Consider the following 16,833-nt stretch of genomic DNA (forward strand, 5'->3'; position numbering starts at 1 on the left):
GACGGAACAGGAGAGACACATGAAAGGTTTGCTGGACCTGTTCAAGCAATTCACGCCCGACGAGCACTTCGACGCGATCAAGATCGGGCTGGCTTCGCCCGAGAAGATCCGTTCGTGGTCCTTCGGCGAGGTGAAGAAGCCCGAGACCATCAACTACCGCACCTTCAAGCCGGAGCGGGATGGTCTGTTCTGCGCCAAGATCTTCGGCCCGATCAAGGACTACGAGTGCCTGTGCGGCAAGTACAAGCGCCTGAAGCACCGTGGCGTGATCTGCGAGAAGTGCGGCGTCGAAGTCACCCAGACCAAGGTGCGCCGCGATCGCATGGGTCACATCGACCTGGCTGCGCCCTGCGCCCACATCTGGTTCCTGAAGTCGCTGCCGTCGCGTCTGGGCCTGGTGCTGGACATGACGCTGCGCGACATCGAGCGCGTGCTGTACTTCGAAGCCTATGTGGTCGTGGACCCCGGCATGACCCCGCTGAAGAAGTTCAGCATCATGTCCGAGGACGACTACGATGCGAAGCGCACCGAGTACGGTGACGAGTTCATCGCGCTGATGGGCGCCGAGGGCATCAAGAAGCTGCTGGAGGAAATGGATCTCGACATCGAGATCGACAAGCTCCGCAACGACATGACCGGCTCCGAGCTGAAGGTCAAGAAGAACTCCAAGCGCCTCAAGGTGATGGAGGCCTTCAAGCGTTCCGGTATCAAGCCGCACTGGATGATCATGGACGTGCTGCCGGTGCTGCCGCCGGACCTGCGTCCGCTGGTGCCGCTGGACGGTGGCCGCTTCGCGACCTCGGACCTGAACGACCTCTATCGTCGCGTCATCAACCGCAACAACCGTCTGGCCCGCCTGCTGGAGCTCAAGGCCCCCGAGATCATCGTGCGCAACGAAAAGCGCATGCTGCAGGAAGCCGTGGATTCGCTGCTGGACAACGGTCGTCGCGGCAAGGCCATGACCGGCGCGAACAAGCGCGCGCTGAAGTCCCTGGCCGACATGATCAAGGGCAAGAGCGGTCGCTTCCGTCAGAACCTGCTGGGCAAGCGTGTCGACTACTCCGGCCGTTCGGTCATTACCGTGGGCCCGACGCTCAAGCTGCATCAGTGCGGTCTGCCCAAGCTGATGGCGCTGGAGCTGTTCAAGCCCTTCATCTTCAGCCGACTGGAGGCGATGGGCATCGCCACCACGATCAAGGCCGCGAAGAAGGAAGTCGAATCCGGCACGCCGGTGGTCTGGGACATCCTGGAAGAGGTCATCAAGGAGCATCCGGTTCTGCTGAACCGCGCGCCGACGCTGCACCGCCTGGGTATCCAGGCCTTCGAGCCCGTGCTGATCGAAGGCAAGGCGATCCAGCTGCACCCGCTGGTCTGCGCGGCATTCAACGCCGACTTCGACGGTGACCAGATGGCCGTCCACGTGCCGCTGTCCATCGAAGCGCAGATGGAAGCCCGCGTGCTGATGCTGGCCTCCAACAACGTGCTGTTCCCGGCGTCGGGCGAGCCCTCCATCGTGCCGTCGCAGGACGTGGTGCTGGGCCTGTACTACGCCACGCGTGAGCGCACCAACGGCAAGGGCGAAGGCATGGTCTTCTCCGACATTGCCGAGGTGCTACGCGCGCTGGACAACGGCGTGGTGGAGATCACCGCCAAGATCAGCGTCCGCCTCACCGAGTACACGAAGAACAAGGACACCGGCGAATGGGTCCCCGAGACCAAGCTGGTGGACACGACCGTGGGTCGCGCGCTGCTGTCGGAGATCCTGCCCAAGGGCCTGCCCTTCAGCAACATCAACAAGGCGCTGAAGAAGAAGGAAATCTCGCGCCTGATCAACACCTCCTTCCGCAAGTGCGGTCTGAAGGAAACCGTGGTGCTGGCCGACAAGCTGCTGCAGTCCGGTTTCCGTCTGGCCACGCGCGCCGGTATCTCGATCGCGATCGACGACATGCTGGTGCCCAAGCAGAAGTACGAGCTGATCGACCGCGCCGAGAAGGAAGTCAAGGAGATCGAGCAGCAGTACGTCTCGGGCCTGGTGACCGCTGGCGAGCGCTACAACAAGGTCGTGGACATCTGGGGCAAGACCGGCGACGAGGTCGGCAAGGTCATGATGTCGCAGCTGTCCAAGGAAAAGACCCTGGACCGCAACGGCAAGGAAGTCGACCAGGAGTCCTTCAACTCCATTTACATGATGGCCGACTCCGGTGCGCGCGGTAGCGCGGCGCAGATCCGCCAGCTGGCCGGCATGCGCGGCCTGATGGCCAAGCCCGATGGCTCGATCATCGAGACGCCCATCACCGCGAACTTCCGCGAAGGCCTGAACGTTCTGCAGTACTTCATCTCCACCCACGGTGCCCGTAAGGGTCTCGCGGACACGGCGCTGAAGACCGCGAACTCCGGCTACCTGACGCGTCGTCTGGTCGACGTGACGCAGGACTTGGTCGTGACCGAGTCCGATTGCGGCACCGACAACGGCATCAACATGCGCGCCCTGGTGGAAGGTGGTGAGGTCATCGAAAGCCTGCGCGACCGCATCCTCGGCCGCGTCGCGGCGATCGACGTCGTGCACCCCGAGACGCAGTCCGTGCTGCTGTCCGCCGGCAACATGCTGGACGAGGACACGCTGGACGTGCTGGAGCAGGCCGGCGTGGACGAGGTCAAGGTGCGTACGCCGCTGACCTGCGGCACGCGCTTCGGCCTGTGCGCCAAGTGCTATGGCCGCGACCTGGGCCGTGGCGGCATGGTCAATACCGGCGAAGCCGTCGGCGTGATCGCCGCCCAGTCCATCGGCGAGCCGGGCACCCAGCTGACCATGCGGACCTTCCACATCGGTGGCGCGGCTTCGCGTGCCGCGGTGGCCTCCAGCGTGGACGCCAAGTCCGACGGCATCATCGGCTTCAATGCCACGATGCGCTACGTGACCAACGGCAAGGGCGAACTGGTGGTGATTTCCCGTTCCGGCGAGATCGTCATCACCGACCCGCACGGCCGTGAGCGCGAGCGCCACAAGGTGCCTTACGGCGCGACGCTGAACGTCAAGGCCGACCAGACCATCAAGGCTGGCACGGTGCTGGCGAACTGGGACCCGCTGACCCGCCCGATCATCACGGAATTCGCCGGTCAGGCGAAGTTCGAGAACGTCGAGGAAGGCGTCACCGTGGCCAAGCAGGTCGACGAGGTGACCGGCCTGTCCACGCTGGTGGTGATCGACCCGAAGCGCCGCGGCGCCGCCAAGGTGGTGCGCCCGCAGGTCAAGCTGCTGGATGCCAACGGCCAGGAAGTGAAGATCCCGGGCACCGACCACTCGGTGACCATCGGCTTCCAGGTCGGCGCGCTGATCCAGGTGCGCGACGGTCAGGACCTGGCTCCTGGCGAGGTGCTGGCGCGTATCCCGGTGGAAGGTCAGAAGACCCGCGACATTACCGGCGGTCTGCCCCGCGTGGCCGAGCTGTTCGAAGCCCGTTCGCCCAAGGACAAGGGCGTGCTGGCCGAGCAGACCGGCACCGTGTCCTTCGGCAAGGAGACCAAAGGCAAGGTTCGCCTGCAGATCACCGATCCGGACGGCAAGGTCTGGGAAGAGCTCGTGCCCAAGGAAAAGAACATCCTGGTGCACGAAGGCCAGGTGGTCAACAAGGGTGAAGGCATCGTCGACGGCCCCGCGGATCCGCAGGACATCCTGCGCTTGCTGGGCATCGAGGAGCTGGCGCGCTACATCGTCGACGAAGTGCAGGACGTCTACCGTCTGCAGGGCGTGAAGATCAACGACAAGCACATCGAGGTGATCGTTCGCCAGATGCTGCGCCGCGTGCAGATCGTCAACCCGGGCGACTCGTCCTACATCGCCGGCGAACAGGTCGAGCGCTCCGAGCTGTTGGACACCAACGACCGCCTGCGCAGCGAGGGCAAGCTGATCGCCACGCACGCCGACGTGCTGCTGGGCATCACCAAGGCTTCGTTGTCCACCGATTCCTTCATCTCGGCGGCCTCCTTCCAGGAGACCACCCGCGTGCTGACCGAGGCTGCCATCATGGGCAAGCGCGACGAGCTGCGAGGCCTGAAGGAAAACGTGATCGTCGGCCGTCTGATTCCCGCCGGTACCGGCATGGCCTTCCACCAGGCCCGCCGTGCCAAGGAGGAAATGGACGACGCCGAGCGCCGCGCGATCGCGATGCAGGAAGCCGAGGAACTGGCGGCCGTGCAACTGGCCGCGGTCGACGAGCAGCCCAGCGAAGGCTCCGCCGAGTAAGGGCCTGCGATGGGGTGCCGCCCCATCGCGCCGCTCCGGTCGGCCACATAGCCGCCGCACCCGCAAGGGGCGGCGGTTTTTTCATGCCTGTGCCGGAACCTGGGGGACGCCGGTCAGTTCGCGCGGGCTTGCCAGAGCGCGCACCAGGGCTCGGGCGTCAGAATCTGCGGCCCCAGGCGTGCGACGCGCTTGCGCAGGGCCAGCACGGCCTTGTCGCGTGAAATCAGCCAGTCCACCCGCTCCGCGATGGCGAGATCGACGAACTTCTGATCGTCCGGATCCGTGCAGCGCGGCCGGCCGTGCCCCAGCGTCGGCAGTGGCCTCATTCGGCAGTGGCGCGCGAAGACCGCCTCGATGTGGGCGAGGTCGGGAGACCAGCGTGCCGCGACGCCGCGTCCGAGCACATGCTTCAGCTCATCCAGCATGCTCGGTGTGCCGATCCATTCGACCGTGCCCAGTTCCAGTGCATTGATCAAGGCGCCCATGCCCTGGTAGCCGAAGACCAGCCAGTCCATCACCACCTGGGTGTCCAGGATCAGCACAGGGGGGGGGCTGGCGGCGGGGGCGAGTGTCTCCATTGGACGGCGAGCATACCCTGCCATGGACGTGGCTTGTGCATAACTGGGGACCTGCACTACAATCACGGGCTCTTCCGGCTGGTCTTGCCGTGCTTGCGCTCGTCTTTGAGTGCCTCTGGGTTTCCTGAAGGCAGATGAAGCGAGTCAGACGGGCGCGGCGGTGAACAAGGGCGCGGCTTCGCAATGGACTGCGGGCTGCGCTGTTGTCGTTGTCTCTGGTGATGAGGCCGAGGCCGGAGGTTGTGACTTCAAACGGGAACAAGTTACTTATGCCAACCATCAATCAACTCGTGCGCCAAGGTCGTGAGACCGAGGTGACGAAATCCAAGTCGCCGGCCATGCAGGCCTGCCCCCAGCGTCGTGGCGTGTGCACCCGCGTGTACACCACGACCCCCAAGAAGCCGAACTCCGCGCTGCGTAAGGTGGCCAAGGTTCGCCTGACCAATGGGTTCGAGGTCATCTCGTACATCGGCGGTGAAGGCCACAACCTGCAAGAGCACAGCGTTGTGCTGGTGCGCGGTGGTCGTGTGAAGGATCTGCCCGGTGTGCGTTACCACATCGTGCGCGGCTCGCTGGACCTGCAGGGCGTGAAGGATCGCAAGCAGTCGCGTTCCAAGTACGGCGCGAAGCGTCCGAAGAAGGCCTAATCAAGCCAAGGTTTTGGCGGTTTGCGGGGCTAGCCCGGAGGTCGTCAAGTTGTTGCGGACCCGGTGCCAACATTGAAAGAGGCGCCAGAGGCCGAGTAAGTGGGTCCCCCCAGAAGTTGGTGGAGATCCGCGGTGCGGGGCAAGAGCCCTGGCCAACTGAAGCATTGAAGGAAGAATCCCATGCCACGTCGTCGCGAAGTTCCCAAGCGCGAGATCCTGCCCGATCCCAAGTTCGGCAATGTCGACCTGTCCAAGTTCATGAACGTCATCATGGAATCGGGCAAGAAGGCGGTCGCCGAGCGCATCATCTACGGTGCTCTCGACCAGATCGAGAAGAAGGCCGGCAAGGATCCGCTGGAAGTGTTCATCACCGCGCTGAACAACGTGAAGCCCATGGTCGAAGTGAAGTCCCGCCGCGTGGGCGGTGCGAACTACCAAGTTCCCGTGGAAGTTCGTCCCGTCCGCCGGATGGCTCTCGCCATGCGCTGGCTGAAGGAATCCGCGCGCAAGCGCGGCGAGAAGTCGATGGCTCAGCGCCTCGCCAATGAGCTGATGGAAGCCTCGGAAGGCCGTGGCGGCGCGATGAAGAAGCGCGATGAAGTTCACCGCATGGCCGAAGCGAACCGCGCGTTCTCGCACTTCCGCTTCTAAAAACTGACCTCTTCGGCCGCCTCGGGTTTTTACTAACCCGTTGGCGGCTCACTGCATCTGGAGTGACACCATGTCCCGCAAGACCCCCATCGAGCGCTACCGCAATATCGGTATCTCGGCGCATATCGATGCCGGCAAGACAACCACGACCGAGCGCATCCTGTTCTACACCGGTGTGAACCACAAGATCGGTGAAGTGCATGATGGCGCGGCCACCATGGACTGGATGGAGCAGGAACAGGAGCGCGGCATCACCATCACGTCGGCCGCGACGACCTGCTTCTGGAAGGGCATGGACCTGTCCTATCCGGAGCACCGCTTCAACATCATCGACACCCCGGGCCACGTGGACTTCACCATCGAGGTGGAGCGTTCCATGCGCGTGCTGGATGGCGCCTGCATGGTGTACTGCGCCGTGGGTGGCGTGCAGCCCCAGTCGGAAACCGTCTGGCGCCAGGCCAACAAGTACAAGGTGCCGCGTCTGGCCTTCGTGAACAAGATGGACCGTACCGGTGCCAACTTCTTCAAGGTCGTGGACCAGATGAAGACGCGCCTGAAGGCCAATCCGGTGCCCATCGTGATCCCCATCGGTGCCGAAGATAACTTCAAGGGCGTCGTGGACCTGCTCAAGATGAAGGCCATCATCTGGGACGAGGCGTCCCAGGGCATGAAGTTTGAGTACCAGGACATCCCGGCCGATCTGGCGGATACCGCCAATGAGTGGCGCGAGAAGATGGTCGAGGCCGCGGCCGAAGCCAGCGAAGAGCTGATGAACAAGTACCTCGAGTCAGGTGAACTGACCGAGGAAGAGATCAAGCTCGCCCTGCGTCAGCGCACCATCGCGACCGAAATCCAGCCCATGCTGTGCGGCACCGCGTTCAAGAACAAGGGCGTGCAGCGCATGCTGGACGCCGTGATCGATTTCCTGCCCTCTCCGGTGGACATTCCCCCGGTGGCCGGCACGGACGAGGACGACAAGGAAGTCACCCGCAAGGCCGACGACAACGAGAAGTTCGCCGCGCTGGCCTTCAAGCTGATGACCGACCCCTTCGTCGGCCAGCTGACCTTTGTGCGCGTGTACTCGGGCGTGCTGAACTCCGGCTCGACCGTGTACAACCCGATCAAGGGCAAGAAGGAGCGTATCGGCCGTATCCTGCAGATGCACGCCAACCAGCGTGAGGAAATCAAGGAAATTCTGGCTGGTGACATCGCTGCCTGCGTGGGTCTGAAGGAAGTGACCACGGGCGAAACCCTGTGCGATCCGGATGCTGTGATCACGCTGGAAAAGATGGTCTTCCCCGAGCCTGTGATCTCGCAGGCCGTGGAACCCAAGACCAAGGCCGACCAGGAGAAGATGGGTATCGCGCTGGGTCGTCTGGCTGCGGAAGATCCGTCGTTCCGCGTGCGCACCGACGAAGAATCCGGCCAGACCATCATCTCCGGCATGGGCGAGCTGCACCTGGAAATCATCGTCGACCGCATGAAGCGCGAGTTCGGCGTGGAAGCCAACGTCGGCAAGCCGCAGGTGGCCTACCGCGAAACCATCCGCAAGACCGCGACCGACGTCGAAGGCAAGTTCGTTCGCCAGTCCGGTGGTAAGGGTCAGTATGGTCACGTGGTGCTGACCGTCGAGCCGCAGGAAGCCGGCAAGGGCTTCGAGTTCGTCGACGCCATCAAGGGCGGCGTGGTGCCGCGCGAGTACATCCCGGCGGTCGAGAAGGGTGTTATCGACACCCTGCCGAACGGCGTGCTGGCGGGCTATCCGGTGGTGGACGTGAAGGTCACGCTGACCTTCGGTTCGTACCACGATGTGGACTCGAACGAAAACGCGTTCAAGATGGCTGCGTCGATGGGCTTCAAGGAAGCTTGCCGTCGTGCCAATCCGGTGATCCTGGAGCCGATGATGGCCGTGGAAGTCGAGACCCCGGAAGACTACGCCGGCACGGTGATGGGCGATCTGTCCAGCCGTCGCGGCATGGTCCAGGGCATGGACGACATGGTCGGCGGTGGCAAGATCATCAAGGCGGAGGTGCCTCTGTCCGAGATGTTCGGCTACTCGACCTCGCTGCGCTCGGCGACCCAGGGTCGCGCCACGTACACGATGGAGTTCAAGCACTACAGCGAAGCTCCGAAGAACGTGGCCGACGCCATCATCACGGCGCGCGCTAAATAAGAGGCTCCAGGCCGGCCCTCTTCGGAGGCCGGCCTTCGAATCGTCTTCATCGCGCTTCTCCCGGTTACCAGTCGCCGGGGTCAGAGAATGCGGTGGAAACGCTAAACCAACAGACTGGCGGAATGCTCTTTTTGGAGAATAGAAATGGCAAAGGGTAAGTTTGAACGTACCAAGCCGCACGTGAACGTGGGCACGATTGGTCACGTGGACCATGGCAAGACGACGCTGACGGCTGCGATCGCGACGGTGCTGGCTGCGAAGTTCGGCGGCGAGGCGAAGAAGTACGACGAAATCGACGCGGCGCCGGAAGAGAAGGCGCGCGGCATCACGATCAACACCGCGCACGTGGAATACGAGACGGCCAACCGCCACTACGCCCACGTGGACTGCCCGGGCCACGCTGACTACGTGAAGAACATGATCACGGGTGCGGCGCAAATGGACGGCGCGATCCTGGTGTGCTCGGCCGCTGACGGCCCGATGCCCCAGACTCGCGAGCACATCCTGCTGGCGCGTCAGGTGGGCGTGAAGTACATCATCGTGTTCCTGAACAAGTGCGACATGGTGGACGACGCCGAGCTGCTGGAGCTGGTGGAAATGGAAGTCCGCGAGCTGCTGAGCAAGTACGACTTCCCGGGCGACGACACGCCGATCATCAAGGGTTCGGCCAAGCTGGCGCTGGAAGGCGACCAGGGCGAGCTGGGCGAGGCGTCGATCCTGCGTCTGGCCGAAGCGCTGGACACCTACATCCCGACGCCGGAGCGTGCCGTGGACGGCGCCTTCCTGCTGCCGGTGGAAGACGTGTTCTCGATCTCGGGCCGCGGTACCGTGGTGACGGGTCGTGTGGAGCGTGGCATCGTCAAGGTCGGTGAAGAAGTGGAAATCGTGGGTATCCGCGATCTGCAGAAGACCACCGTGACGGGCGTGGAAATGTTCCGCAAGCTGCTGGACCAGGGCCAGGCGGGCGACAACGTGGGTATCCTGCTGCGCGGCACGAAGCGCGAAGAAGTCGAGCGTGGCCAAGTGCTGGCGAAGCCGGGTTCGATCAAGCCGCACACGCACTTCACCGCTGAGGTGTACGTGCTGTCCAAGGAAGAAGGTGGCCGTCACACGCCGTTCTTCAACAACTACCGTCCGCAGTTCTACTTCCGTACCACGGACGTGACCGGCGCGGTGGAGCTGCCCAAGGACAAGGAAATGGTCATGCCCGGCGACAACGTCGGCATCACCGTGAAGCTGATCGCTCCGATCGCCATGGAGCAGGGTCTGCGCTTCGCCATCCGTGAAGGCGGTCGTACCGTCGGCTCGGGCGTCGTGGCGACCATCATCGAGTAAATCTTTTGCGTGACCGGCCGGCCTGCCACCTGCGGGCCGGTCCAATCACCTCACACGCGGCGCGAGCCGCACGCTCTTTGAAGGAATAGTCATGCAAAAGCAAAAGATCCGCATCCGTCTGAAGGCCTTCGATTACAAGCTGATCGACCAATCGGCTCTGGAAATCGTCGACACGGCCAAGCGTACCGGCGCGATCGTCAAGGGCCCCGTGCCCCTGCCGACCCGTCTGGAGCGTTTCGACATCCTGCGCTCGCCGCACGTCAACAAGACCTCGCGCGACCAGTTCGAAATCCGTACGCACCAGCGTCTGATGGACATCGTCGACCCCACCGACAAGACCGTGGACGCGCTGATGAAGCTCGACCTGCCGGCTGGCGTGGACGTTGAGATCAAGCTGCAGTAATCGGCGGCAACCCGGGTGTCCCGGGATCTGAAAGAGGCGATCGCGAGATCGCCTTTTTTCTTGTGCTGCCGGGGCTTGCGCTTGCTCGCAAACCCTCACGCTGCTACACTCGCAAGCTTTTCCGCGCAGGCCTTGGTCGTGCGCGGTTTCGTCGCATCGCATCCTCTGGGGCTTTCGGGTTTCTTGGGTGGGTTCATCAGGCGTTCGGGGCCTTTACTCCTGAGGTCTGAGGTCCTGGCGGTGCATTTTGGTCAGCCCGGCCAATCGATGTCGGGTGTGTGAAACGGCTTTCGGGCCCGGCTGCTGGTGTCTCCAGTGGGCGTGTTCGGGGGTCTGGAGAAAAACATGAGTCTTAGCAATCGCCTCGGATTGCTGGGCCGCAAGGTGGGCATGATGCGCATCTTCACGGACGACGGCGACGCCGTGCCCGTGACCGTGCTGGATGTGTCCAACAACCGCGTGACCCAGGTCAAGACCGAAGAGACCGACGGCTACAGCGCCATCCAAGTGGCGTTCGGTACGCGCAAAGCTTCGCGCGTGTCCAAGCCGGAAGCTGGCCACCTCGCGAAGGCGGGCGTGGAAGCCGGTGAAATCATGAAGGAATTCCGCGTGGCCGCTGATGTGGCTGCCGAGTACAAGGCCGGTGCCCAGCTGCCCGTGACCCTGTTCGCGGCGGGCCAGAAGGTGGACGTGCAGGGCACCTCCATTGGTAAGGGCTTCGCAGGCACCATCAAGCGCCACAACTTCGGTTCGCAGCGCGCCTCTCACGGTAACAGCCGCTCGCACAATGTGCCCGGCTCGATCTCGATGGCGCAGGACCCGGGTCGTGTGTTCCCCGGCAAGAAGATGTCGGGCCACCTCGGCGATGAAACCGTGACGACGCAGAACCTGGACATCGTGCGCGTTGACGAAGCTCGTCAACTGCTGCTGGTCCGTGGTGCGGTGCCTGGCGCGAAGAACGGCCACGTGGTCGTGCGCCCGGCCGTCAAGGCCAAGAAAGGAGCCATCTGATGCAACTCGAGCTCCTGAACGAGCAGGGCCAAGCCACCTCCAAGGTGGATGCGCCTGACACGCTGTTTGCCCGCGAGTACAACGAAGCCCTGGTGCACCAGGTGGTCGTGGCCTATCAGGCCAACGCCCGTCAAGGTACCCGTGCCCAGCTGACCCGCGCCGAGGTTCATCACTCGACCAAGAAGCCTTTCCGCCAGAAGGGCACCGGCCGCGCTCGCGCCGGTATGACTTCCTCGCCGCTGTGGCGTGGGGGTGGTCGCATCTTCCCGAACAAGCCGGACGAGAACTTCTCGCACAAGCTGAACAAGAAGATGTACCGCGCCGGCATGGCTGCGATCCTGTCGCAGCTGGCTCGCGAAGGCCGTCTGGCCGTGGTGGACTCGATCGCCATCGAGGCGCCCAAGACCAAGCTGCTGGCTGCCAAGCTGAAGGCCATGGGTCTGGATCATGTGATGGTGATCTCCGACCAGGTCGACGACAACCTGCTGCTGGCCTCGCGCAACCTGGCTAACGTGCTGGTGGTCGAGCCGCGCTACGCCGATCCGCTGTCGCTGGTCTTCTACAAGAAGGTGCTGGTGACCAAGGCTGCGATCGAGCAACTGAAGGAGATGCTGGCATGACCGCTCCCAAGTTTGCCGAAGGCCGTCTGGCCAAGGTGCTGCTGGCGCCCATCGTGTCCGAAAAGGCCACCATGGTTGCCGAGAAGCACAACCAAGTGTTGTTCAAGGTCCTGCGTGACGCCACCAAGCCCGAGATCAAGGCTGCCGTTGAACTGATGTTCAAGGTTGAAGTCGAATCCGTGAGCGTGGTGAACACCAAGGGCAAGGTCAAGCGCTTTGGCGGCCGTCTGGGCCGTCGCGACCACGTCAAGAAGGCGTATGTGTCCCTGAAGGCTGGCCAAGAGCTCAACTTCTCCGGGGAGGCTGCGTAATGGCCGTCGTTAAAGTCAAACCGACCTCGCCTGGCCGTCGTGGCGTGGTGAAGGTGGTGCACAAGCACCTGCACAAGGGCGCTCCCGAGGCTTCGCTGCTGGAGCCGCAGAAGCAGAACGCTGGCCGTAACAACAACGGTCACATCACGATGCGCCACAAGGGCGGTGGTCACAAGCACCACTACCGCGTGGTGGACTTCCGTCGCAACAAGGATGGCATTCCCGCGAAGGTCGAGCGCATCGAGTACGACCCGAACCGTACGGCTCACATCGCGCTGGTGTGCTATGCCGATGGCGAGCGTCGCTACATCATCGCTCCGCGCAACCTGGAAGTGGGCTCCACGCTGCTGAGCGGCGCCGAAGCCCCCATCAAGGTGGGCAACACGCTGCCGATCCGCAACATCCCCATCGGCTCGACCATTCACTGCGTCGAAATGCTGCCTGGCAAGGGTGCCCAGATCGCACGTTCGGCCGGCACTTCGGTGGTGCTGATGGCCCGTGACGGCGTCTACGCTCAGCTGCGTCTGCGCTCCGGTGAAGTGCGTCGTGTCCACATCGACTGCCGCGCCACGATCGGCGAGGTCAGCAACGAAGAGCACAGCCTGCGCCAGTACGGCAAGGCCGGTGCGATCCGTTGGAAGGGTATCCGTCCGACCGTCCGCGGCGTGGCGATGAACCCGGTGGATCACCCGCACGGTGGTGGTGAAGGCCGTACCGGCGAGGGTCAGGCCCCTGTGTCTCCGTGGAACACCCTGACGAAGGGCTACCGCACTCGTAACAACAAGCGCACGCAGACCTTCATCGTCTCGCGTCGCAAGAAGTAAGGGGTAGGCCATGACTCGTTCGCTGAAGAAGGGCCCGTTCGTTGACCATCACCTGATGGCCAAGGTCGACAAGGCCGTCGCCAACAAGGACAAGAAGCCCATCAAGACCTGGTCGCGTCGCTCGACGATCCTGCCCGAGTTCATCGGTCTGACGATCGCCGTGCACAACGGCAAGCAGCACGTGCCGGTCTATGTGTCCGACCAGATGGTGGGCCACAAGCTGGGTGAGTTCGCGCTGACCCGGACCTTCAAGGGTCACCCCGGTGACAAGAAGGCCAAGAAATAAGGACTGAGACGATGGAAACCCGTGCAATCGTTCGCGGTGTTCGCCTGTCGGCCGACAAGGGCCGTCTGGTGGCGGACCTGATCCGCGGCAAGAAGGTGGACCAGGCGCTCAACATCCTGGAATTCACCCAGAAGAAGGCGGCTCTCATCATCAAGAAGGCGCTGGAAAGCGCCATCGCCAACGCCGAACACAATGACGGCGCTGACATTGATGAGCTGAAGGTGACCTCGATCTATGTGGAGCAGGGCACCACGCTGAAGCGTTTCTCGGCTCGCGCCAAGGGCCGTGGCAACCGCATCAGCAAGCCCACGTGCCACATCTTCGTGTCGGTCGGCAACTGAGGGCTGAAGGAAGACTATGGGACAGAAAATTCATCCGGTCGGCTTCCGCCTGCCTGTGACCCGTAACTGGGCTTCTCGTTGGTACGCGAACAACCAGAACTTCGCCAGCATGCTGGCCGAAGATCTGCAGGTTCGTGACTTCCTGAAGGCCCGCCTGAAGAATGCCGCGGTGTCGCGCATCCTGATCGAGCGTCCGGCCAAGAACGCCCGCATCACGATCTTCTCGGCTCGTCCGGGTGTCGTGATCGGCAAGAAGGGCGAGGACATCGAGAACCTGAAGGCCGAACTGACCAAGCGTCTGGGCGTGCCGGTGGCCGTGAACATCGAAGAAGTGCGCAAGCCCGAAGTCGATGCTCAGCTGATCGCCGACTCGATCACCCAGCAGCTGGAAAAGCGCATCATGTTCCGCCGCGCGATGAAGCGCGCGATGCAGAATGCGATGCGTCTGGGTGCTCAGGGCATCAAGATCATGTCCGCCGGCCGTCTGAACGGTATCGAAATTGCTCGTACCGAGTGGTATCGCGAAGGTCGTGTGCCCCTGCACACCCTGAAGGCCGACATCGACTACGGTTTCTCGGAAGCCAAGACCACCTATGGCGTCATCGGCGTCAAGGTGTGGGTGTACCGCGGTGACCGTCTGGCCAATGGCGAGGCTCCCGTGATCAACACCCCGGCTGGTGCCGAGGATGACCGTCGTCCGCGCCGTAACGCCCGTCCGGGCGCCCCGGGTGGCCGTGGTCGTGGCGACAAGCCCGCCGAAGGTGGCGACAAGCCTGCAGCCAAGCGTGTGGTGCGCAAGCCCGCCGCGGCTGGTGAGGCCAAAGGAGAATAAACATGCTGCAACCTGCTCGTCGCAAATACCGCAAAGAGCAAAAGGGTCGTAACACCGGCGTGGCGACCCGCGGCGCCACCGTGGCTTTCGGCGAATTTGGTCTGAAGGCTACCGAGCGTGGCCGCATCACGGCTCGCCAGATCGAAGCGGCTCGTCGTGCGATCTCCCGCCACATCAAGCGCGGTGGTCGCATCTTCATCCGCATCTTCCCGGACAAGCCGATCTCGCAGAAGCCTGCCGAAGTCCGTATGGGTAACGGCAAGGGCAACCCGGAGTACTACGTGGCTGAGATCCAGCCCGGCAAGGTGCTCTACGAGATCAACGGTGTGCCGGAAGCCCTGGCGCGCGAAGCGTTCACGCTGGCCGCTGCCAAGCTGCCCCTGCGCTGCACCTTCGTTGCCCGCCAGCTCGGCGCCTGATTGGAGAACACCATGAAAGCATCTGAACTGCGTGGCAAGGACGTGGCTGCCCTGGAGAAGGAAGTCACCGACCTGCTGAAGGCCCACTTCGGTCTGCGCATGCAAAAGGCGACGCAACAGCTGACCAACACCTCGGTGCTGGGCAACACGCGCCGCGACATCGCTCGCGCCAAGACCATCCTGGCCGAGAAGAAGAAGGGAGCCGCGAAATGACGCAAGCTCAAGAGAAGAACACCCGCACCCTGATCGGTCGCGTGGTCAGCGACAAGCGCGCCAAGACCGTGACCGTGCTGGTGGAGCGTCGTGCCAAGCACGAGCTGTACGGCAAGATCGTGGCTCGCTCCCGCAAGTACCACGCCCATGACGAAAAGGGCGAGTACAAGATGGGCGACGTGGTCGAGATCGCGGAGGGTCGCCCTCTGTCCAAGACCAAGAGCTGGGTTGTGACCCGTCTGATCGAGAAGGCCCAACTGGTCTGATCGATCACGCCAATCCCGGTGACGGTTGCGGTCTTTGACCGCGGCGTCATCCGATGGCCGGAACGCTGGAATACTGGCGTCCGGCCATTTTCATTTCGGGGCGTCGTTGTGCCCCACAGTCAGGAGCATCACATGCTGAAAGTCGGAGACAAGCTGCCCGCGGGCATCTTGCAGGAGTTCATCGAGGTCGAGGGCAATGGCTGCTCGCTGGGGCCTAATAGCTTCGAGGTCGAGCGCCTGGTCGCCGGCAAGACCATCGCCATCTTCGCGCTGCCTGGCGCGTTCACGCCGACCTGCTCCGCGCAGCATCTGCCGGGCTATGTGGCGCAGGCCGACGCGTTGCATGCCGCCGGCGTGGACGAGATCTGGTGTCTGTCCGTGAACGACGCGTTCGTGATGGGGGCCTGGGGGCGTGAGCAGAAGACGGCGGGCAAGGTGCGCATGATGGCCGATGGCAGCGCTGTCTTCACGCAGGCGACTGGCCTGACGCTGGATTTGACGTCCAAGGGCATGGGTCTGCGTTCGCAGCGCTATTCGATGCTGGTCGTCGATGGTGTGGTCAAGACACTGAATATCGAGGCACCTGCCAAGTTCGAGGTCAGCGATGCCGGCACGCTGCTGGCACAGGCCAAGGCCCTCTGACGGCGCGGTTCGCGGCCGCCCCGAAGGCGGCCGGCCCTGTGGATAAATCGCCCTGGGGTGCTTGACATCCGGGTTTGCCTCAGGGCACAATCCAATGCTTCGCCGAGCGTCTATGCGTGTCGTTCGATACGTGCGGTGCTCGGTTCTCGGTTTCTCGCCCTCAAGGGCCAGGCGCGCGTCGCCATAGCAAGGTTCGTTCTAGGTCAAACACTTGGGACGGGCTGCGGCTCCAGCGACAGTGCATGGCTTACGGGCCCAAGACTGACCGCTTGGTCGCTGCGATGGTCGCAGTGGTCGTTGCGGGACAAGTTGGGGACAGACATGATCCAAATGCAATCGCGACTCGACGTCGCGGACAACACTGGCGCCAAGTCCGTCATGTGCATCAAGGTGCTGGGTGGTTCCAAGCGCCGTTATGCCCATATTGGCGACATCATCAAGGTCAGCATCAAGGAAGCTGCGCCGCGTGGCCGCGTCAAGAAGGGCGAGGTCTATAACGCGGTCGTCGTGCGTACCGCCAAGGGCGTGCGCCGTCAGGACGGCTCCCTGGTGAAGTTCGACGGCAACGCCGCCGTTCTGCTGAACGCCAAGCTGGAGCCCATCGGCACCCGCATCTTCGGCCCGGTCACGCGTGAACTGCGTACCGAGCGTTTCATGAAGATCGTGTCGCTGGCGCCTGAGGTGCTCTAAGCCTCGCCTGAGAACAAAGGTATTGCCATGAACAAGATTCGCAAAGGCGACGAGGTCATCGTTCTGACCGGCCGCGACAAGGGTAAGCGCGGCACCGTGACGCTGCGCGTGGACGCCGACCATGTGGTGGTCGATGGCGTCAACATCGTCAAGAAGCACGTGAAGCCGAACCCCATGAAGGGCACCACCGGCGGCATCGTGGACAAGGCGATGCCCATCCATCAATCCAACGTGGCGATTTTCAACGCCGCTTCCGGCAAGGCCGATCGCGTGGGCATCAAGCTGCTCGCCGATGGCAAGCGGGTGCGCGTGTTCAAGTCGACCGGCGAAGAGATCAAGGCTTAAGAG

At 63.1% G+C, this 16,833-nt stretch carries 20 protein-coding genes; 19 read left to right on the top strand and 1 reads right to left on the bottom strand.

The genetic code is table 11. The features are described from left to right. The first annotated feature begins 19 nt into the window (after positions 1-19). Positions 20-4,243: a DNA-directed RNA polymerase subunit beta' gene (gene rpoC / locus LZ017_RS06315; protein WP_241299451.1), complete on the top strand. Its 4,224-nt coding sequence runs from the start codon at positions 20-22 to the stop codon at positions 4,241-4,243. Between the two features lie 113 nt (positions 4,244-4,356). Here the strand turns inward: rpoC and LZ017_RS06320 are convergent, their stop codons facing one another. After that, positions 4,357-4,821, bottom strand: coding sequence for a putative toxin-antitoxin system toxin component, PIN family (locus LZ017_RS06320; protein WP_241299453.1), 465 nt, complete (start codon positions 4,819-4,821; stop codon positions 4,357-4,359). 269 nt (positions 4,822-5,090) lie between these two features. Here LZ017_RS06320 and rpsL point away from each other — a divergent pair, with 269 nt between their 5' ends. The 18 genes from rpsL (at position 5,091) to rplX (ending at position 16,830) form a co-directional block, all read left to right on the top strand. After that, positions 5,091-5,468: a 30S ribosomal protein S12 gene (gene rpsL / locus LZ017_RS06325; RefSeq protein WP_183103984.1), complete on the top strand. Its 378-nt coding sequence runs from the start codon at positions 5,091-5,093 to the stop codon at positions 5,466-5,468. 180 nt (positions 5,469-5,648) lie between these two features. Then, positions 5,649-6,119 carry a 30S ribosomal protein S7 gene (gene rpsG, locus LZ017_RS06330; RefSeq protein WP_241299455.1) on the top strand — a complete coding sequence of 157 codons (471 nt, stop codon included), beginning with the start codon at positions 5,649-5,651 and terminating at the stop codon, positions 6,117-6,119. A gap of 70 nt (positions 6,120-6,189) precedes the next feature. Beyond that, positions 6,190-8,292, top strand: a complete 2,103-nt coding sequence (gene fusA / locus LZ017_RS06335; protein ID WP_241299457.1) for an elongation factor G — start codon at positions 6,190-6,192, stop codon at positions 8,290-8,292. Positions 8,293-8,436: 144 nt separating this feature from the next. Next, a complete protein-coding gene (gene tuf / locus LZ017_RS06340) occupies positions 8,437-9,627 on the top strand; it encodes an elongation factor Tu (protein ID WP_241299427.1) in 1,191 nt (396 codons plus the stop codon). Positions 9,628-9,718: 91 nt separating this feature from the next. After that, positions 9,719-10,030 (top strand): 30S ribosomal protein S10, encoded by a 312-nt coding sequence (rpsJ, locus tag LZ017_RS06345; protein ID WP_130434746.1) that lies wholly within the window; start codon positions 9,719-9,721, stop codon positions 10,028-10,030. A 345-nt stretch (positions 10,031-10,375) separates the two neighbouring features. Then, the gene (gene rplC, locus LZ017_RS06350; RefSeq protein ID WP_241299459.1) at positions 10,376-11,041 is read left to right on the top strand and encodes a 50S ribosomal protein L3; all 666 of its coding nucleotides are present in this window, start codon (positions 10,376-10,378) and stop codon (positions 11,039-11,041) included. Further along, positions 11,041-11,661 carry a 50S ribosomal protein L4 gene (rplD, locus tag LZ017_RS06355; protein ID WP_241299461.1) on the top strand — a complete coding sequence of 207 codons (621 nt, stop codon included), beginning with the start codon at positions 11,041-11,043 and terminating at the stop codon, positions 11,659-11,661. The genes rplC and rplD overlap by 1 nt, the downstream gene beginning before the upstream one ends. Further along, complete coding sequence (gene rplW, locus LZ017_RS06360) at positions 11,658-11,972, top strand: 50S ribosomal protein L23 (RefSeq protein WP_241299463.1); 315 nt, start codon at positions 11,658-11,660, stop codon at positions 11,970-11,972. The genes rplD and rplW overlap by 4 nt, the downstream gene beginning before the upstream one ends. After that, positions 11,972-12,796: a 50S ribosomal protein L2 gene (gene rplB, locus LZ017_RS06365; protein ID WP_241299465.1), complete on the top strand. Its 825-nt coding sequence runs from the start codon at positions 11,972-11,974 to the stop codon at positions 12,794-12,796. The genes rplW and rplB overlap by 1 nt, the downstream gene beginning before the upstream one ends. Positions 12,797-12,806: 10 nt before the next feature. Further along, complete coding sequence (rpsS, locus tag LZ017_RS06370; protein WP_241299467.1) at positions 12,807-13,082, top strand: 30S ribosomal protein S19; 276 nt, start codon at positions 12,807-12,809, stop codon at positions 13,080-13,082. A gap of 11 nt (positions 13,083-13,093) precedes the next feature. After that, on the top strand, positions 13,094-13,423 hold the full coding sequence (gene rplV, locus LZ017_RS06375) for a 50S ribosomal protein L22 (RefSeq protein WP_183103992.1): 330 nt from the start codon (positions 13,094-13,096) through the stop codon (positions 13,421-13,423). Between the two features lie 16 nt (positions 13,424-13,439). Beyond that, a complete protein-coding gene (gene rpsC, locus LZ017_RS06380; protein WP_241299469.1) occupies positions 13,440-14,255 on the top strand; it encodes a 30S ribosomal protein S3 in 816 nt (271 codons plus the stop codon). 2 nt (positions 14,256-14,257) lie between these two features. Next, positions 14,258-14,674, top strand: a complete 417-nt coding sequence (gene rplP / locus LZ017_RS06385) for a 50S ribosomal protein L16 (RefSeq protein WP_241299471.1) — start codon at positions 14,258-14,260, stop codon at positions 14,672-14,674. Between the two features lie 12 nt (positions 14,675-14,686). Then, on the top strand, positions 14,687-14,887 hold the full coding sequence (rpmC, locus tag LZ017_RS06390) for a 50S ribosomal protein L29 (RefSeq protein WP_241299473.1): 201 nt from the start codon (positions 14,687-14,689) through the stop codon (positions 14,885-14,887). Continuing rightward, positions 14,884-15,153, top strand: a complete 270-nt coding sequence (rpsQ, locus tag LZ017_RS06395) for a 30S ribosomal protein S17 (protein WP_241299475.1) — start codon at positions 14,884-14,886, stop codon at positions 15,151-15,153. Before rpmC ends, rpsQ begins: the two co-directional genes overlap by 4 nt. 132 nt (positions 15,154-15,285) lie before the next feature. Then, positions 15,286-15,795, top strand: a complete 510-nt coding sequence (locus LZ017_RS06400; RefSeq protein ID WP_241299478.1) for a peroxiredoxin — start codon at positions 15,286-15,288, stop codon at positions 15,793-15,795. Between the two features lie 321 nt (positions 15,796-16,116). Further along, a complete protein-coding gene (gene rplN, locus LZ017_RS06405; RefSeq protein WP_058933605.1) occupies positions 16,117-16,485 on the top strand; it encodes a 50S ribosomal protein L14 in 369 nt (122 codons plus the stop codon). A gap of 27 nt (positions 16,486-16,512) precedes the next feature. Further along, positions 16,513-16,830 carry a 50S ribosomal protein L24 gene (rplX, locus tag LZ017_RS06410; protein ID WP_241299480.1) on the top strand — a complete coding sequence of 106 codons (318 nt, stop codon included), beginning with the start codon at positions 16,513-16,515 and terminating at the stop codon, positions 16,828-16,830. Positions 16,831-16,833: the final 3 nt, after the last annotated feature.

Source organism: Pelomonas sp. CA6 (genome assembly GCF_022549225.1).
Taxonomy (GTDB): domain Bacteria; phylum Pseudomonadota; class Gammaproteobacteria; order Burkholderiales; family Burkholderiaceae_C; genus Roseateles.